Source organism: Streptomyces sp. NPDC048257, assembly GCF_043201855.1.
GTDB lineage: Bacteria > Actinomycetota > Actinomycetes > Streptomycetales > Streptomycetaceae > Streptomyces.
In genome coordinates this window covers 1-14,929 of record NZ_JBICZI010000018.1, presented here as the reverse complement: position 1 = coordinate 14,929, position 14,929 = coordinate 1, and the positions used below count along the sequence as shown (strand labels likewise).

General features: G+C 73.3%; 17 protein-coding genes. 9 read left to right on the top strand and 8 right to left on the bottom strand.

All coding sequences use genetic code 11. The features are described 5' to 3' along the window. Nucleotides 1–61 precede the first annotated feature (61 nt). A complete protein-coding gene (locus ACGFZK_RS27205; protein WP_393851480.1) occupies nt 62–787 on the top strand; it encodes a class I SAM-dependent methyltransferase in 726 nt (241 codons plus the stop codon). On the opposite strand, the gene ACGFZK_RS27200 is transcribed toward ACGFZK_RS27205, so the two are convergent. The 3 genes from ACGFZK_RS27200 to ACGFZK_RS27190 are packed head-to-tail and all read right to left on the bottom strand — an operon-like array spanning nt 768 to nt 3,153. After that, complete coding sequence (locus ACGFZK_RS27200) at nt 768–1,763, bottom strand: acyl-CoA dehydrogenase family protein (protein ID WP_393851479.1); 996 nt, start codon at nt 1,761–1,763, stop codon at nt 768–770. The genes ACGFZK_RS27205 and ACGFZK_RS27200 overlap by 20 nt on opposite strands. Next, nucleotides 1,763–2,908, bottom strand: a complete 1,146-nt coding sequence (locus ACGFZK_RS27195; protein WP_393851478.1) for an acyl-CoA dehydrogenase family protein — start codon at nt 2,906–2,908, stop codon at nt 1,763–1,765. The genes ACGFZK_RS27200 and ACGFZK_RS27195 overlap by 1 nt, the downstream gene beginning before the upstream one ends. Then, nucleotides 2,908–3,153, bottom strand: a complete 246-nt coding sequence (locus tag ACGFZK_RS27190) for an enoyl-CoA hydratase-related protein (RefSeq protein WP_393851477.1) — start codon at nt 3,151–3,153, stop codon at nt 2,908–2,910. Before ACGFZK_RS27190 ends, ACGFZK_RS27195 begins: the two co-directional genes overlap by 1 nt. 62 nt (nt 3,154–3,215) lie before the next feature. Between ACGFZK_RS27190 and ACGFZK_RS27185 the strand changes: the two genes are divergently transcribed. The 6 genes from ACGFZK_RS27185 (at nt 3,216) to ACGFZK_RS27160 (ending at nt 8,480) form a co-directional block, all read left to right on the top strand. Next, nucleotides 3,216–3,503 (top strand): acyl-CoA dehydrogenase family protein, encoded by a 288-nt coding sequence (locus ACGFZK_RS27185; RefSeq protein ID WP_393851476.1) that lies wholly within the window; start codon nt 3,216–3,218, stop codon nt 3,501–3,503. Next, nucleotides 3,500–4,282, top strand: a complete 783-nt coding sequence (locus tag ACGFZK_RS27180; RefSeq protein WP_393851475.1) for an SDR family oxidoreductase — start codon at nt 3,500–3,502, stop codon at nt 4,280–4,282. The genes ACGFZK_RS27185 and ACGFZK_RS27180 overlap by 4 nt, the downstream gene beginning before the upstream one ends. 26 nt (nt 4,283–4,308) lie before the next feature. Further along, entirely contained in the window at nt 4,309–4,938 is a 630-nt protein-coding gene (locus tag ACGFZK_RS27175) for a TetR/AcrR family transcriptional regulator (protein ID WP_393851474.1), read from the top strand. 27 nt (nt 4,939–4,965) lie between these two features. Continuing rightward, nucleotides 4,966–6,123 (top strand): acetyl-CoA C-acetyltransferase, encoded by a 1,158-nt coding sequence (locus ACGFZK_RS27170; protein WP_393851473.1) that lies wholly within the window; start codon nt 4,966–4,968, stop codon nt 6,121–6,123. A gap of 369 nt (nt 6,124–6,492) precedes the next feature. After that, the gene (locus tag ACGFZK_RS27165) at nt 6,493–6,696 is read left to right on the top strand and encodes a cold-shock protein (protein WP_052872633.1); all 204 of its coding nucleotides are present in this window, start codon (nt 6,493–6,495) and stop codon (nt 6,694–6,696) included. A 101-nt stretch (nt 6,697–6,797) separates the two neighbouring features. Continuing rightward, nucleotides 6,798–8,480, top strand: a complete 1,683-nt coding sequence (locus tag ACGFZK_RS27160) for a DEAD/DEAH box helicase (protein ID WP_393851472.1) — start codon at nt 6,798–6,800, stop codon at nt 8,478–8,480. Nucleotides 8,481–8,555: 75 nt separating this feature from the next. Here ACGFZK_RS27160 and ACGFZK_RS27155 read toward each other — a convergent pair whose 3' ends face one another. Genes ACGFZK_RS27155 through ACGFZK_RS27135 form a run of 5 tightly spaced genes read right to left on the bottom strand, consistent with a single transcriptional unit; the run spans nt 8,556 to nt 12,972 of the window. Further along, the gene (locus ACGFZK_RS27155; protein ID WP_393851471.1) at nt 8,556–9,485 is read right to left on the bottom strand and encodes a tyrosine-protein phosphatase; all 930 of its coding nucleotides are present in this window, start codon (nt 9,483–9,485) and stop codon (nt 8,556–8,558) included. Between the two features lie 28 nt (nt 9,486–9,513). Continuing rightward, nucleotides 9,514–10,596 (bottom strand): NAD(P)H-dependent flavin oxidoreductase, encoded by a 1,083-nt coding sequence (locus tag ACGFZK_RS27150; RefSeq protein WP_393851595.1) that lies wholly within the window; start codon nt 10,594–10,596, stop codon nt 9,514–9,516. Between the two features lie 29 nt (nt 10,597–10,625). After that, a complete protein-coding gene (locus ACGFZK_RS27145) occupies nt 10,626–11,369 on the bottom strand; it encodes a CoA-transferase subunit beta (RefSeq protein WP_393851470.1) in 744 nt (247 codons plus the stop codon). After that, nucleotides 11,366–12,226, bottom strand: a complete 861-nt coding sequence (locus tag ACGFZK_RS27140) for a CoA transferase subunit A (RefSeq protein WP_393851469.1) — start codon at nt 12,224–12,226, stop codon at nt 11,366–11,368. The genes ACGFZK_RS27145 and ACGFZK_RS27140 overlap by 4 nt, the downstream gene beginning before the upstream one ends. Continuing rightward, nucleotides 12,223–12,972 carry an enoyl-CoA hydratase family protein gene (locus tag ACGFZK_RS27135; protein ID WP_393851468.1) on the bottom strand — a complete coding sequence of 250 codons (750 nt, stop codon included), beginning with the start codon at nt 12,970–12,972 and terminating at the stop codon, nt 12,223–12,225. The genes ACGFZK_RS27140 and ACGFZK_RS27135 overlap by 4 nt, the downstream gene beginning before the upstream one ends. Nucleotides 12,973–13,028: 56 nt before the next feature. Between ACGFZK_RS27135 and ACGFZK_RS27130 the strand changes: the two genes are divergently transcribed. Continuing rightward, complete coding sequence (locus tag ACGFZK_RS27130) at nt 13,029–13,793, top strand: SDR family oxidoreductase (protein WP_393851467.1); 765 nt, start codon at nt 13,029–13,031, stop codon at nt 13,791–13,793. A 1-nt stretch (nt 13,794) separates the two neighbouring features. Further along, complete coding sequence (locus tag ACGFZK_RS27125) at nt 13,795–14,706, top strand: SDR family oxidoreductase (protein ID WP_393851466.1); 912 nt, start codon at nt 13,795–13,797, stop codon at nt 14,704–14,706. Nucleotides 14,707–14,929 lie beyond the last annotated feature (223 nt).

Genomic DNA, 14,929 nt, shown 5'->3' with positions numbered 1-14,929 from the left:
CTTCGCATGGTGCAAGTACCCCGATCTTGTTGCCGATTGTGTGATCGAAAACAATGGACGCATGACAACACGCGCCCGTTCCTTCGACACGGCAGCCGCTCTGTACGGCGCCCACCGCCCCAGCTACCCCCCGGCCCTCTTCGACGCCGTCGAGGCCCTCACCGGACGGCCGCTCGCCGGGGCGCGCGTGGCCGACGTAGGAGCCGGGACCGGGATCGCCACCGCGCTCCTGCACGAGCGCGGGGCCGAGGTCGTCGCCGTGGAGCCCGGGGACGGGATGGCCGCCGAGTTCCGCCGGACGCACCCCGGGATCCCGATCGTGCGCGGCGACGGGGACCGGCTGCCGCTGGCCACCGGCGCGTTCGACCTGCTCACCTACGCCCAGGCCTGGCACTGGACCGACCCGGCCCGCTCCGTTCCCGAGGCCCGCCGGGTGCTGCGCGCCGGCGGTGCGCTCGCGATCTGGTGGAACGACTCGGACGCCACCATCCCGTGGATCGCCGAACAGGACGCGCGGCTGCGGGACTTCTTCGAGGTCAAGGGGGAGACCTACCGCACCCTGCCCCAGGGGCTCGGCGAGTTCGCCACCCGGTCGGTGACGTGGTCCCGGCGCATCACGCTGGACGACCACCTCGCCAACCTCGCCAGCCACTCCGCCTTCCTGGTCCTGGGCGAGGCCCGCACCCGCGAGTACTTCGCGGGGGAGCGGGAGCTGCTGAACCCGCTCTTCCCGGACGGCATCGTCGAGGAGCAGTACGTCGTGAACCTCAGCGTCGCGGTGGTGTGAGGGACCGCAGGACCTCGGCCCGGCAGGCCGACGGCGTTCCCCAGGCGTCCCGCAGCGGGCGGGCCTTGCGCAGCCACAGGGACAGGTCCAGCTCCTCGGTGTAGCCCACCGCGCCGTGGAGCTGGAGCGCCGTCATCGCCGCCCGGTAGGACGCCTCGCCGGCCGCCAGTTTCGCCGCCGCCACCTCGCCCGGGGCCAGGGACAGCGCCGCCGCCCACACCAGCGGGCGGGCGAACTCCAGGCCGAGCAGGGTGTCCGCCAGCCGGTGCTTGACCGCCTGGAAGGACCCGATCGGCGTCCCGAACTGCGTGCGCTGCTTCGCGTACTCCACCGTGCTGGCCAGCAGCGCCTCGCCGACGCCCAGGCACTGGGCGGCCACCAGCAGCCGGGCCCAGCGCCCGGCCACGGCGGCCGCCCGCGTCACCCCCGGGCCCGCCGCGAGCAGTTCACCCCCGTCGGCCGGCGGCCGGGACAGCCGGCGGGCGGGGTCCGTCGAGCGCAGCGGTTCACCCGGGGCGGCCGCCAGGCGCAGCTCGCCCGCCTGCGACACCGCGAAGCAGTACGTCGCCGCGTCCGCGTCCAGGGCGTACGGGCTCCCGCCCGCCAGGGTCAGCGTGGCCGGGGTCTCGCCGCCGGCCAGCCCCGGCAGGAACCGCTTGGCGAGCGAGTCGTCCGCCAGCTCCGACAGCAGCACCGATACGGCGGCGCTCTCCACCACCGGCCCCGGCACCCCGGCCCGGCCCAGCTCCACGAAACCGAGGCACATCTCCAGCGGGAGCAGGCCCGCTCCCTCGTGGGCCTCCGGTGCGGCCAGTGCGAACAGGCCCGTCCGTGCGAGGCGGGCCCACAGCGCCCGCCCGGGCCCGGTATCGCCGTCCGCCCAGGCCCGTACCGTCGCCGGGACCTCCGCCGCTCCCAGCAGGGAGCGCAGCGTACGGGCGAAGTCCGACTGCTCGTCCGTCGGCAGGAAGCGCATCAGCGGCGGCCCTTCGGGAGGCCGAGCAGCCGCTCGGCGATGATGTCGCGCTGGATCTCGTTCGTCCCCGCGTAGATCGGCCCGGCCAGGGAGAACACCCACGGCTCGGCCCACTCGCCCTCCGCGAGCTCCGCGTCCGCACCCAGCAGGTCCAGCGCCGTCTCGTGCAGGGCGATGTCGTACTCCGACCAGAACACCTTGTTCAGGCTGGACTCGGCGCCGATCGTCTCGCCCGCCGCGAAGCGGGAGGCGTTCGCCCAGGTGAACAGCTCGTACGCGCGTGCCCCGACCACCGCGTCCGCGACCCGGTCCCGCAGCGCGGTGTCGGCCGGGTCCCCGTGCGCGTGCCACAGCCCGGCGAGCCGGTCCGCCGCGGCCAGGAAGCGGCCGGGGGAGCGCAGGGTCAGCCCGCGCTCGTTGCCGGTCGTCGACATCGCGATCCGCCAGCCCTGCCCCGGCTCCCCGATCACGTCCTCGTCCGGTACGAAGACCTGGTCCAGGAAGAGCTCCGCGAAGGCCGGCTTGCCGTCCAGGCGGCCGATGGGCCGCACCGTCACCCCCGGCGCCCGCAGTCCGAACATCAGGTAGGTCAGCCCCTGGTGTGGATTCGGGGTGTCCGGGTCGGTGCGGAAGATCCCGAAGGCGCGGTCCGCGAAGGCCGCCCGCGAGGACCAGGTCTTCTGCCCGGTCAGCAGCCAGCCGCCCTCCGTCCGGACCGCCCGGGACTTCAGCGAGGCCAGGTCGGACCCGGACTCGGGCTCCGACCAGGCCTGCGCCCAGATCACCTCGCCGCTGGCCATCGACGGCAGAACCCGGGCGCGCTGCTCGGCGCTCGCGTGGTCGAAGAGGGTCGGCGCGAGGAGGTTGATGCCGTTCTGCGAGACGCGGCCGGGCGCGCCCGCCGCCCAGTACTCCTCCTCGAAGACCAGCCACTTCACGATGTTTACGCCCCGGCCGCCGTACTCCTCGGGCCACGAGACCACCGACCAGCGGTCCGCGTGCAGCAGCGCCTCCCATGCCCGGTGCGCCGCGAAGCCCTCCGCGGTCTCCAGGGAGGGCAGTGGCCGGGCCGGGACGTGTGCGCGGAGCCAGTCCCGGGCCTCGGCCCGGAAGGCCTCCACGTCGGCCGTCTGCGTGAGATCCATCAGGTGTTCGCCTCCTTCAGGGCGGCGATGTCGTGGCCGGCGGAGAAGTGCCCGCCGGCCCCGGCCAGGACGACCACCTTCACCCCGGGGTCCTCGGCGGCCCGGTAGAAGGCGTCGTCCAGGGTGTAGGTCATCGCGCTGTTCTGCGCGTTGCGGTAGCGGGGGCGGTTCTTGGTCACGTACGCGACCGGGCCGCGGCGCTCGTAGAGCACGGGGGTGTCGTCGGGCGTGCGGTCGTCGGGCATGCGGCGGCCATCCTTCAGAGCGAAGCTTCCCTAACAAGTGTTTGGTAGGTTAACGTACGGCCATGAGCAGCGTCGAGGCGTTCCGCACCGAGGTCCGGGGGTGGCTACGGGCCCACCTCACCGGCGGGTCCGCCGCCCTCAAGGGCCGCGGCGGACCCGGCCGCGAGCACGAGGCCTTCGCCGAACGCCCCGCCTGGGAGCGCCACATGGCGGCCCACGGCTGGACCTGCCTCGGCTGGCCCGTCGAGTACGGCGGCCGCGGCGCGAGCACCAAGCAGATCGCCTTCCGCGAGGAGCACGCGCTCGCCGGCGCCCCCGCCCTCGTCGGTCACAAGGAGGTACGGGCGTGAGCACCCCCGACTATGTCCCCGGGCACGGACTGCTGAAGGACCGCACCGCCGTCGTCACCGCCGCCGCCGGGGCCGGGATCGGCGGAGCCACCGCCCGCCGCCTCCTGGAGGAGGGCGCCCGCGTCGTCATCGGCGACGCCCACGCCCGCCGCCTGAAGGAGACCGAGGAGGCCCTCGCCGCCGAGTTCGGGGCCGACCGCGTCACCTCACTGCCCTGCGACGTCACCGACGAGGACCAGGTCCAGGCCCTCTTCGCGCTCGCCGAGCGCACCCACGGCCGCCTCGACATCGTCGTCAACAACGCCGGCCTCGGCGGCACCGCGGCCCTCGTCGACATGACCGACGCCCAGTGGTCCCGCGTCCTCGACGTCACCCTGAACGGCACCTTCCGCTGCACCCGCGCCGCCCTGCGCGCGTTCAAGGCGTCCGGCGGGGGCGGGATCGTCGTCAACAACGCCTCCGTCATCGGCTGGCGCGCCCAGACAGGCCAGGCCCACTACGCCGCCGCCAAGGCCGGGGTGATGGCCCTGACCCGCTGCGCGGCCCTGGAGGCCGCGGAGTTCGGCGTCCGCGTCAACGCGGTCGCCCCCAGCCTGGCCATGCACCCGCACCTGGTGAAGGTCACCAGCGAGGAGCTCCTGGCCGAACTCACCGCCCGCGAGGCCTTCGGCCGCTACGCCGAACCCTGGGAGGTCGCCAACGTCATCGTCTTCCTGGCCAGCGACTACTCGTCGTACATGACCGGCGAGACGGTCTCGGTCAGCAGCCAGCACCCCTAGGGGACGCCTTGGCCGAGAATGGACGCGTGCCAACGAACAAGCCGACAGCCAAGAAGAAGCCGCAGGTGACGGCCTCCCCCGAACGGCGTCGTGAACTCCTCGACACCGCCGCCGAGGTCTTCGCCGCGCAGGGCTACAACGCCACCACCGTCCGCAAGATCGCCGACGCCGCCGGCATGCTCGCCGGCAGCCTCTACTACCACTTCGATTCCAAGGAATCGATGCTCGACGAGATCCTCTCGGCCTTCCTCACCGAACTGTGGGAGGGGTACGACACCGTCCTCGCCGCCGGTCTCGGCCCCAGGGAGACCATCGAGGCGCTCGTCACCGAGTCCTTCCGCGAGATCGACCGGCACCGCGCCGCCGTCGCCATCTACCAGAAGGAGTCCCGCACCCTCTCCGCCCAGCCCCGCTTCCACTACCTGTCCGACTCGCAGCAGAAGTTCGAGAAGGCCTGGCTGGGGACGCTGGAGCGGGGGGTCGCCGCCCAGGTCTTCCGCGCCGACCTCGACATCCGCCTCACCTACCGCTTCGTGCGCGACACGGTGTGGGTGGCGGCGTCCTGGTACCGGCCGGGCGGACAGCACAGCCCCGAGGAGATCGCCCGCCAGTACCTGTCGATGGTGCTGGACGGGATCGCCCTGCGCCCCACGTGACAGACCCGACCGTCTGAGGAGTCCCCGATGCCCGAGGCCTACATAGTCGATGCGGTACGCACCCCCGTGGGGCGGCGGAAGGGCGGCCTGTCCGCCGTCCACCCGGCCGACCTGGGCGCGCACGTCCTGAAGGCACTGATCGAGCGGTCCGGGGTGGACCCGGCCGCCGTGGAGGACGTGGTGTTCGGCTGCCTCGACACGGTGGGGCCGCAGGCGGGCGACATCGCCCGGACGGCCTGGCTGGCGGCCGGCCTGCCCGAGGAGGTGCCCGGGGTCACCGTCGACCGCCAGTGCGGGTCCTCGCAGCAGGCGGTGCACTTCGCGGCGCAGGGGGTCCTGTCCGGCACCCAGGACCTGGTGGTCGCGGGCGGCACCCAGAACATGTCGATGATCCCGATCGCCTTCGCCTCGCGGCAGGCGGCCGAGCCGCTGGGCTTCGACGAGGGACCGTACGCGGGCTCGGAGGGCTGGCGGGCCCGGTACGGCGACGCCCCGGTGAACCAGTTCCACGGCGCCCAGCTGATCGCGCAGAAGTGGGGGATCACCCGCCGGGACATGGAGGAGTTCGCGCTCCGCTCCCACCGGCGGGCGATCCGGGCCATCGACGAGGGCCGCTTCGCGCGCGAGACGGTGGCGTACGGGGACGTGAGCGTGGACGAGGGCCCGCGCCGGGACACGACCCTGGAGAAGATGGCCGCCCTCAAGCCGGTGGTCGAGGGCGGCACCCTCACGGCGGCGGTCTCCTCCCAGGTCTCGGACGGCGCCGCGGCGCTGCTGATCGCCTCCGAACGGGCGGTACGGGAACACGGCCTGCGGCCGCGGGCCCGCATCCACCACCTCTCGGTCCGGGGCGAGGACCCGATCCGGATGCTGTCCGCGCCGATCCCGGCCACGGCGTACGCGCTGAAGAAGACCGGCATGTCGCTGGCCGACATCGACCTGGTGGAGATCAACGAGGCGTTCGCCCCGGTGGTGCTGGCCTGGCTGAAGGAGACCGGGGCCGACCCGGAGCGGGTCAACGTCAACGGCGGCGCGATCGCCCTCGGTCATCCACTGGGCGCGACCGGGGTGAAGCTGATGACCACCCTCCTCCACGAGCTGGAGCGCACGGGCGGCCGCTTCGGCCTCCAGACCATGTGCGAGGGCGGCGGCCAGGCCAACGTGACGATCATCGAGCGGCTCTAGGCCGCCCTGTCCCGACCCGCCCGGGCTCCTCGTACGGATGAATTCTTTCGCCGAGAGCGGAGCGGGCCGCCCGGGCGGGGCCGCCGTCCGGGAGGGGCCAGAGCGCCCTCGACCCAAGGGGGACGGGGGTTCCGGCCCTACGGGCCGCCCCCGCAGGGCCCGGCGGCACACTGCCGGCCGCCGCCCGGAGGGCGCAGGTCACACCCTCGTCCCGGCACCCCCGCGGCGAGGTGTGCTAGCTTAGAGCTCGTTGCAGTTGTGGTACCCATGAACTTTATGTGCGCCTGACGGGAATGCTCCGCAGGCGCTTTTATTGTTTTGCCGGAATCTCCGGATGGGGCCCTTTGCCGCCTATTCAGGAGATTTAAAATGGCACTTGGCACCGTGAAGTGGTTCAACTCGGAAAAGGGCTTCGGCTTCATCGAGCAGGACGGTGGCGGCCCGGACGTCTTCGCCCACTACTCGAACATCGCCACCCAGGGCTTCCGTGAGCTCCAGGAGGGCCAGCGCGTGTCCTTCGACGTCACCCAGGGCCAGAAGGGCCCCCAGGCGGAGAACATCGTTCCCGCCTAAATACTTCAGCATGCCGGGGTCCGCACCGCGAGGTGCGGGCCCCGGCTTGTCTGCTGTTTCGACCTTTGTTTTACCTGCCGGTTTCAGGAGGGCTTTCTCGCATGACCAGCTCCAGCTCCGCACGACCCAGCCGCCGCCCCACCCGGGGTCGAGGTGCGGCCCAGGGGCGTCCGAAGTCTGGCGCGGGACGGCAGAAGTCCGCGCCCGTTGCCCGGCCCCAGGAATTCACCATGCCCGAGCCGATCGCCCCGGCGCTGCCGCCGGTCGAGTCGTTCGGGGCCATGGACATGCCCGAGGCGCTGCTGAAGACCCTCGCCGCCCAGGGCGTCACCGAGCCGTTCCCGATCCAGGCCGCGACGCTGCCGAACTCCCTCGCCGGCCGTGACCTGCTCGGCCGCGGCCGTACCGGCTCCGGCAAGACGCTGGCCTTCGGCCTGGCGCTGCTGGCCCGTACCGCCGGCCGCCGCGCGCAGCCGAAGGCGCCGCTGGCGCTGGTCCTCGTACCGACCCGTGAGCTCGCGCAGCAGGTCACCGACGCCCTGGCCCCGTACGCCACGTCCGTCAACCTGCGTATCGCGACCGTCGTCGGCGGCATGTCGATCAACCGGCAGTCGGGCGCCCTGCGCCGTGGCGCCGAGGTGCTCGTCGCCACTCCCGGCCGTCTGAAGGACCTCATCGACCGTGGTGACGCCGACCTCTCGCAGGTCTCGATCACCGTCCTCGACGAGGCCGACCAGATGACCGACATGGGCTTCATGCCGCAGGTCACGGCGCTGCTCAAGCAGGTCGAGGCCGGCGGTCAGCGGATGCTGTTCTCGGCGACGCTGGACAAGAACATCGACAAGCTCGTCAAGATGTTCCTGACCGACCCGGTCGGCCACTCCGTCGACCCGTCGGCCGGTGCGGTCACCACCATGGAGCACCACGTCCTGTACGTCATGGACGAGACCGACAAGAAGGCCGTGGCGACGCGTATAGCCGCTCGCGACGGCCGGGTGATCATGTTCGTCGACACCAAGCGCGGGGTCGACCGCATGGTCAAGAAGCTCCTCGCCGACGGCGTACGCGCCTCCGGCCTGCACGGCGGCCGCTCCCAGCCGCAGCGCAACCGCACCCTCGACTGGTTCAAGACGGGCGAGGTCACCGCGCTGGTCGCCACCAACGTCGCGGCGCGCGGCATCCACATCGACGACCTCGACCTGGTCGTCAACGTGGACCCGCCGACCGACCACAAGGACTACCTGCACCGCGGCGGCCGTACCGCCCGTGCCGGTGAGTCCGGCAGCGTGGTCACCCTGGTCCTCCCCGACCAGAAGCGGGACATGACCCGTCTGATGTCGGACGCCGGGATCTCCCCGCGCACCGCGCAGATCAAGTCCTCCGACGAGGAGCTGGCCCGCCTGACCGGCGCCAAGGAGCCCTCCGGCATCCCGGTGGTGATGGAGGTTCCGCAGCCGGCCGCGCCCAAGCAGCGCTCCGGCTCCGGTGCGGGCTCCGGCTCGCGCCGCCGCTCGGGCGGCGCCCCGCGCACCGGTGCCGCCACGGGCGGCGCCCCGGCGGCCGGCGGCCGCGGCCGTCGTTCCGGCGGGGGTGCCTCCGGGCAGGCCCCGGCGGCCTCCGGCTCGGGCCAGCCCCGTCGCGGCGGCCAGGGCGGCGGCGCTGCAGCCACCGCCTCCGGCGAGCGCGGCCGGCGCGGGACGGGCGGCGCCGGTGGTGGCGCCGCTGCGGCCTCCGCGCGCAGCCGGGTCGGCTCGGCCGGCCAGGGCCGTCGCCGGGCGGTCTGACCCACCCCGTACACGGGCAACACGACGCCGGGCAGCGCAGGACGCGCTGCCCGGCGTCGTGCTGTCGGCCGTCCGCTACCGGACCAGCTTGGTCTGCAGCTTCGCCAGCGTCCGCAGGTCCAGGCCGAGGCCCTGCGTCAGGTAGCCGTAGAAGCTGCCGTAGTCGGCCTCCATCTGCGCGGTCGCCGAGTCCAGGTAGTCCTGGCGGACCTCCTGGAGCGGGATCAGCAGGTCCGGGTTCTGCATCCGGCCCGACTGCTTGAGGCCCGCCCGCACCTGGGCGTCGTAGGCGGCGCGGAAGGTGTTCGACGCCAGGTAGTCGCGCTCCGCGGCGTCCTCGGGGACGGCCAGGGCGCGCAGCAGGACGTAGCTCATCCAGCCGGTCCGGTCCTTGCCGGACGTGCAGTGGTACAGGATCGGTCCCTGCCGGCCGTCGGCGATCTCCCGCAGGGTCGCCGCGAACTGCGCCCGGTTCGCGGGGCTGCTCACGAAGGTGCGGTAGATGTCGCGCATGTAGGCCTCGGCGCGGCCGCCGCCGAGCATCTGCTCCTGGGTGACGGGATCGCCGCTGCCGATCGCGCCGACGAGGGTTCCGTAGAGGCCGAGGTCACTGACCGCGCGTGACGTGGGGGAGAGCCCGGCGGGCAGCCGGTCGGCGCCGTCGTACTGGAGCTCCATCGGAATGCGGAAATCGATGACCTTCGTGAGGCCGAGACCGGAGACGGTGGTGACGTCCGCGTCGGTCAGCTTGCTCAGTGCGTCGGAGCGGTAGACGAGCCCCTGGCGGACCTGCCCGCCGGTCCAGGTGCGGTAGCCGCCGAGGTCCCTGAGGTTGACGGCGCCCTGGAGGGGGATCTGGCGAATCGTTCCGGCTTGTTGCTGGTGGTGCCGGGCGCTGACCCCGGCTCCGGGCGCCGTCGCCGCGTACGCGGTGGCGGGCAGGGTTGCGACGACGAGGGCGGCGGCGGCCGCCGCGGTCGCCAGGCGGATTCGGGCACGGCTCATGGGCAACTCCTGTGACGGAGAAGGGGGATCACCCTGGTGGTGGCAGGGTGCGGAGCGAGTGCAGTGCTTCGAGTGCTTCGAGTGCCTGTTGTGCCTCGGCCATGACGCGGGAGACGAGCTCCGCACAGGACGGGAGATCGTCGATCACCCCCGCGACCTGGCCCGATGCCATGACGCCGAGGTCCGTACGGCCCTCGACCATGGATGCCTTGAGGAGCATCGGGGTATTCGCGGCGAGCAGGACCTGGCTCCAGGACAGGTCCTTGCCGTGTTTCATCGCGAGGCCGTCGCGGACCATCTGCGGCCAGCTCAGGCCGGACAGCTTCCGGAAGCCGGCCGCGTGCCGCACCGCCCGGACCAGCGCCCGGCCGCGGCCCGCCCGCTCCAGGGAGTCGACCAGCTCCGTACGGAGCATGCGGTGCGGCAGCCCGTCGACGGCCGTGGTGACGGTGACGTCCTTGACGGTGGCCCGCAGGTACTCGGCCTTCACGGCGTCCGGGACGGTCGAGTCCGAGGTCAGCAGGAAACGGGTCCCCATGGCGATGCCCGCGGCCCCGTACGCCAGGGCGGCGACCAGGCCGCGCCCGTCGCTGAATCCGCCCGCCGCGATCACCGGGATGTCCACGGCGTCCACGACCTGCGGCAGCAGCACCGTCGTGGCCACGTCCCCCGTGTGACCGCCGCCCTCGCCGCCCTGCACGATCACCGCGTCGGCGCCCCACGCGGCCACCTTCTCGGCGTGCCGTCGCGCCCCGATCGACGGGATGACGACCACGCCCGCGTCCTTCAGCCGCCCGATCAGCTCCTTGGAGGGCGCGAGCGCGAACGAGGCGACCCGCACCCCCTCGTCGATGATCAGCTGGGCGCGCTCGGCGGCGTCCCCGGCGTCCGCCCGCAGATTGACGCCGAAGGGGGTCCCGTCCGGCGTACGGGACTTGACCTCGCGGACCGCCGAACGCAGCTGGTCCAGGGTCATCGTGGCCGAGGCCAGGATGCCCAGCGCCCCCGCGTTGGCCGCGCCGGACACCAGGCGGGGGCCGGCGACCCAGCCCATGCCCGTCTGCACGAGGGGGTGCTCGACCCCGACCAGCTTGGTGAACGCCGTCTCCATCGCCATCGCCGTCTCCCTCGCCATCGGCCTCAGACCCGCACTTCCCGGTCGCGCAGACCCCTGGGGTCGATCACCTCGCGGATCAGCCGCAGCTCCTCGGCGGTCGGCTCCCGGGTGTACGGGACCTCGCCGGTGATCGCCGGCTCGAAGGCGGTCGCCGCCAGCACCTCCTCGACGGTGACCCCCGGGTGGAGGGAGGCCAGGCGCATCGAGTGACCGGGCCCGGCGAAGTCGAAGACGCCGAGATCGCTGACCACCCGGGGCAGGCGGTGGAAGCGGGTCACCCCGGCCGCCTCGGCGCGGTCGTAGCCGACACCGCTGACCATGTCGACGCGCTCGACGAAGACCCGCCGGGAGTGCTTGGGCACCCAGTAACTCACCGGGTTGTTCAGGGTGTTGACGGGAGCGCCGCGCACCCCGAGGAGCTGGCGGGCCGGCCGCTCCCAGTCGCCGATGCAGGAGATGTTCTGGTTGCCGAACCGGTCGATCTGGCTGGCGCCCATCATCACGTGCCGCCGGCCGCCGGTGACCATCGTCAGGTGGCGCCGGTACGGGAGCCAGCCCTCGGCCGTGCCGTCGAGCCCGACGAGCATGGCCTCGCCGTCGGTCAGCAGCAGATCGGGGGAGAAGGTCCGCTTGGCGAGCCGGGCCCCGAAGGAGGGGATGAGGCCCATCGGGCTGGCGAGCACCTCGCCGTTGTCGCGCCAGGCCTCGGCGCAGGCGATCACGCAGTACTCGGCGCGCGAGACGGTGCGGGGGGCGGAGGTCGTCACTGCTGCTCCTCGTGCCAGGTCCGGACGGCGGACTGGTAGTCGTGCTCGCTCGTTCCGGACAGGAAACGTGTCGAGAACTCGGTCCAGGGGGCGGCCGCGTACAGCTTCTGGAAGGCCTCGTCGCGGTCGTAGTCGGGGACGCAGGAGGTGAAGTGCGCGCCGTTCGGGGTCTCCACGACGCCGGTCACGGAGTGACGGCTGACGAGGAGGGACTGCGGGGGGCCGGACTTGGAGAGCTCGGCGGTCTCGACGAGCTGCTCGCAGGAGACGTAGGCGGCGTCGGCGGCCTCGCAGAAGAGGTCGTCGAAGTACGGGTCCGGGCCCAGGTACTGGGCGTTGCCGAGCCGGTCGGCGCGGTTGAGGTGGACCAGGGCGGCGTCCATGCGCAGCGCCGGGACGGCGACGAGCTCCTCGCCGTCGTCGTAGGGGGAGGTGACCGTACGCAGCTCGGGGTTGACCCGCATCACGTCGGAGCCGAGGCCGGCGCGGACGGGGAGGAAGGGGAGCCGGTTGGCGGCGGCGTGCAGGCCCCACATGAACATGGCCTCGTCGAGCTCGGTGAGGGTGAAGGCGGCGCGCTCGCGGGCGGCGCGGAAGTGGGGCTCCAGCGGGATGGAGTCGAGGGTGGCGAAGGGGGCGACGAGTCTGCGGATCCGGCCGGCGGCGGCCAGCAGGCCGACGTCGGGGCCGCCGTAGGAGATCACGGTGAGATCGGTGATCTCGGAGCGGAGCAGCGCTCGCACCAGGGCCATGGGCTTGCGCCGGGATCCCCAGCCGCCGATGCCGATGGTCATCCCGCTGTGCAGCTGCCCGACCACCTCTTCGGGGGTCAGTACCTTGTCCGTCCTGCCGGTCATGCCTGCTCTCCCTTCCCGAAGGTGTCGCGGACCCGGTCGGCCACCCCGCTGAGGTTGGCCTCGAAGGTGAAGCCCTGCTCGAAGCGGTAGCTGCGGCGCACGTCCACCGGGTCGATCCCGTTGATGGCCGCTTTGGCGAGCCGGATCAGACAGCCGTCCTTCTTCGCGATCTCGGCGGCCAGCTCCAGGGCGGCGGCGCGCAGTTCCGCACGCGGCACCACCCTCCACACCGAGCCGTGCGCGTGCAGTTCGGCCGCGGTCGCCGTGCGCGAGGTGTAGTACAGCGCGCGCATCAGGTGCTGCGGGACCAGCCGGGCCAGGTGGGTGGCGGCGCCGAGCGCGCCCCGGTCCAACTCGGGCAGCCCGAAGGTGGCGTCGTCGGAGGCGACGATCGCGTCGGCGTTGCCGACCAGTCCGATGCCGCCGCCCAGGCAGAAGCCGTTCACGGCCGCGACGACCGGCACCTCGCACTCGTACACGGCGGCGAAGGCCTCGTAGCAGCCCCGGTTGGCACCGACGAGGGCGGCGTGTCCGGTGTCGCGCTGCATCTCCTTGATGTCGACGCCGGCGTTGAAGCCGCGGCCCTCGGCGGCGAGCACGACGCACCGGTTCCCGGAGTCGCGGCCGGCGGCGCGCAGGGCGTCGGCGAGGTCGTACCAGCCCTGTACCGGGAGCGCGTTGACGGGCGGGAAGTCGACTGTGACGAGTGCGATGCCCTTGTCCGGGCTTGAGGTGGAGACACCCATGAGCGGATCAGCTACCTTTCCACCAAACATTTGTTAGGTGAGGAAGGTAGCAGCCCATGGAGCTCCACGGGAGGGTTGTCGTCGTCACCGGGGGAACCCGGGGCGTCGGTGCCGGGATCGCCCGGTCGTTCCTCGCGGCCGGCGCGGACGTGGCCGTCTGCGCCCGGCGGCCCCCGGAGGAACCGGTGTCGGCGGACGGCCGGAAGGCCTCGTTCACACCGGTGGACCTGCGCGACCCCGCCGCCGTGAACGACTTCTTCGGCGCGGTCGCGGGCCGGTACGGGCGGCTCGACTGCCTGGTCAACAACGCGGGCGGAACCCCGTACCGGCTGCTGGGGGAGGGCGAGGCGCAGCGCCACGCGCGGGTCGTCGAGCTCAACCTGCTCGCGCCGATGACCGCCTCGCTCGCGGCGTACCCGTGGCTGCGGGAGGCGAGCGGCTCGGTGGTGATGATCGGCAGCGTCAGCGGGACCCGGCCCTCGCCGGGTACGGCGGCGTACGGGGCGGCCAAGGCGGGGCTGGAGAGCCTGGCCCGGTCCATGGCCGTCGAGTGGGCGCCCGACGTACGGGTCAACTCGCTGGTCCTGGGCATGGTGCGGACCGAACTGGCGCACCTGCACTACGGGGACGAGGCCGGCATCGCCTCGGTCGGCGCCACCGTCCCGCTGGGGCGGCTCGCGGAACCCTCGGACGTGGGGGCGGCCGCGGTGTTCCTGGCCTCGGACCGGGCGGCGTACGTGAGCGGGGCGAGCCTGCTCGTGCACGGCGGCGGGGAGCGCCCGGCGTTCTTGGATGCGGCAACTGTCAACAAGGAGGACTGAGATGACGGGACTGTGTGAAGGCCGGGTCGTGATCGTGACGGGCGCGGGGCGGGGGCTGGGGCGTGCCCATGCGCTGGCCTTCGCGGCGGAGGGGGCGCAGGTCGTCGTCAACGACCTCGGGGTCGGGCTGGACGGACTTCCGGGGCCGGACAGCCCGGCGGCTCAGGTCGTCTCGGAGATCGAGGCACGGGGCGGTCGGGCGCTGGCGCACGGCGGGGACATCGCCACCTCGCGGGGCGCGGCCTCGCTGGTGGGGGCGGCCGTGGACACCTTCGGGCGGCTGGACACCCTGGTCAACAACGCGGGATTCCTGCGGGACCGGATGCTGGTGAACCTGGACGAGGACGACTGGGACGCGGTCATGCGGGTGCACCTGAAGGGGCACTTCCTGCCGCTGCGGTCGGCGGCCGCGTGGTGGCGGGCGGAGGCGAAGGCGGGCCGGCCGGTGGCGGCCCGGGTGGTCAACACCTCCTCCGGGGCCGGGCTGCTGGGCTCGGTCGGGCAGGGCAACTACAGCGCGGCAAAGGCCGGGATCCTCGGCCTGACGATGGTCGCCGCGGAGGAGATGGGCCGCTACGGCGTCCAGGTCAACGCGATCGCCCCGGCGGCCCGGACCCGGATGACGGAGCGGACCTTCGCCGAGACCATGGCCGCGCCGGAGGCGGGCGGCTTCGACGCGATGGCCCCGGAGAACGTCTCCCCGCTGGTGGTGTGGCTGGGCTCGGACGCGTCGGCGGGGGTCACCGGCCGGGTCTTCGAGGCGGAGGGCGGCCGGATCACGGTGATGGAGGGCTGGCGCCCGGGCCCCACGGCGGACCGGGGCGCTCGGTGGACCCCGGCGGAGGCGGGGGAGGCCACCCTGAAACTCCTCGCGACGGCGCAGGCTCCGCTGCCGGTGTACGGCGCTCGGTAGGGCCCGGGCCCGTCCCTTCCGGATCCTGCCGGGGGGGGGGGGGGGGGGGGGGCGCCGCCGCCCCCCCCCCCCCCCCCCCCCCCCCCCCCCCCCCCCCCACCCCCCCCCCCACCCCCCCCCCCCCCCCCCCCCCCCCCCCCCCCCCCCCCCCGGCGGGCCCCCCCCCCCCCCCCCCCCCCCCCCCCGGCCCCGGCCCCCCTCTCTCAGCCCCGCCGGCGTTTGA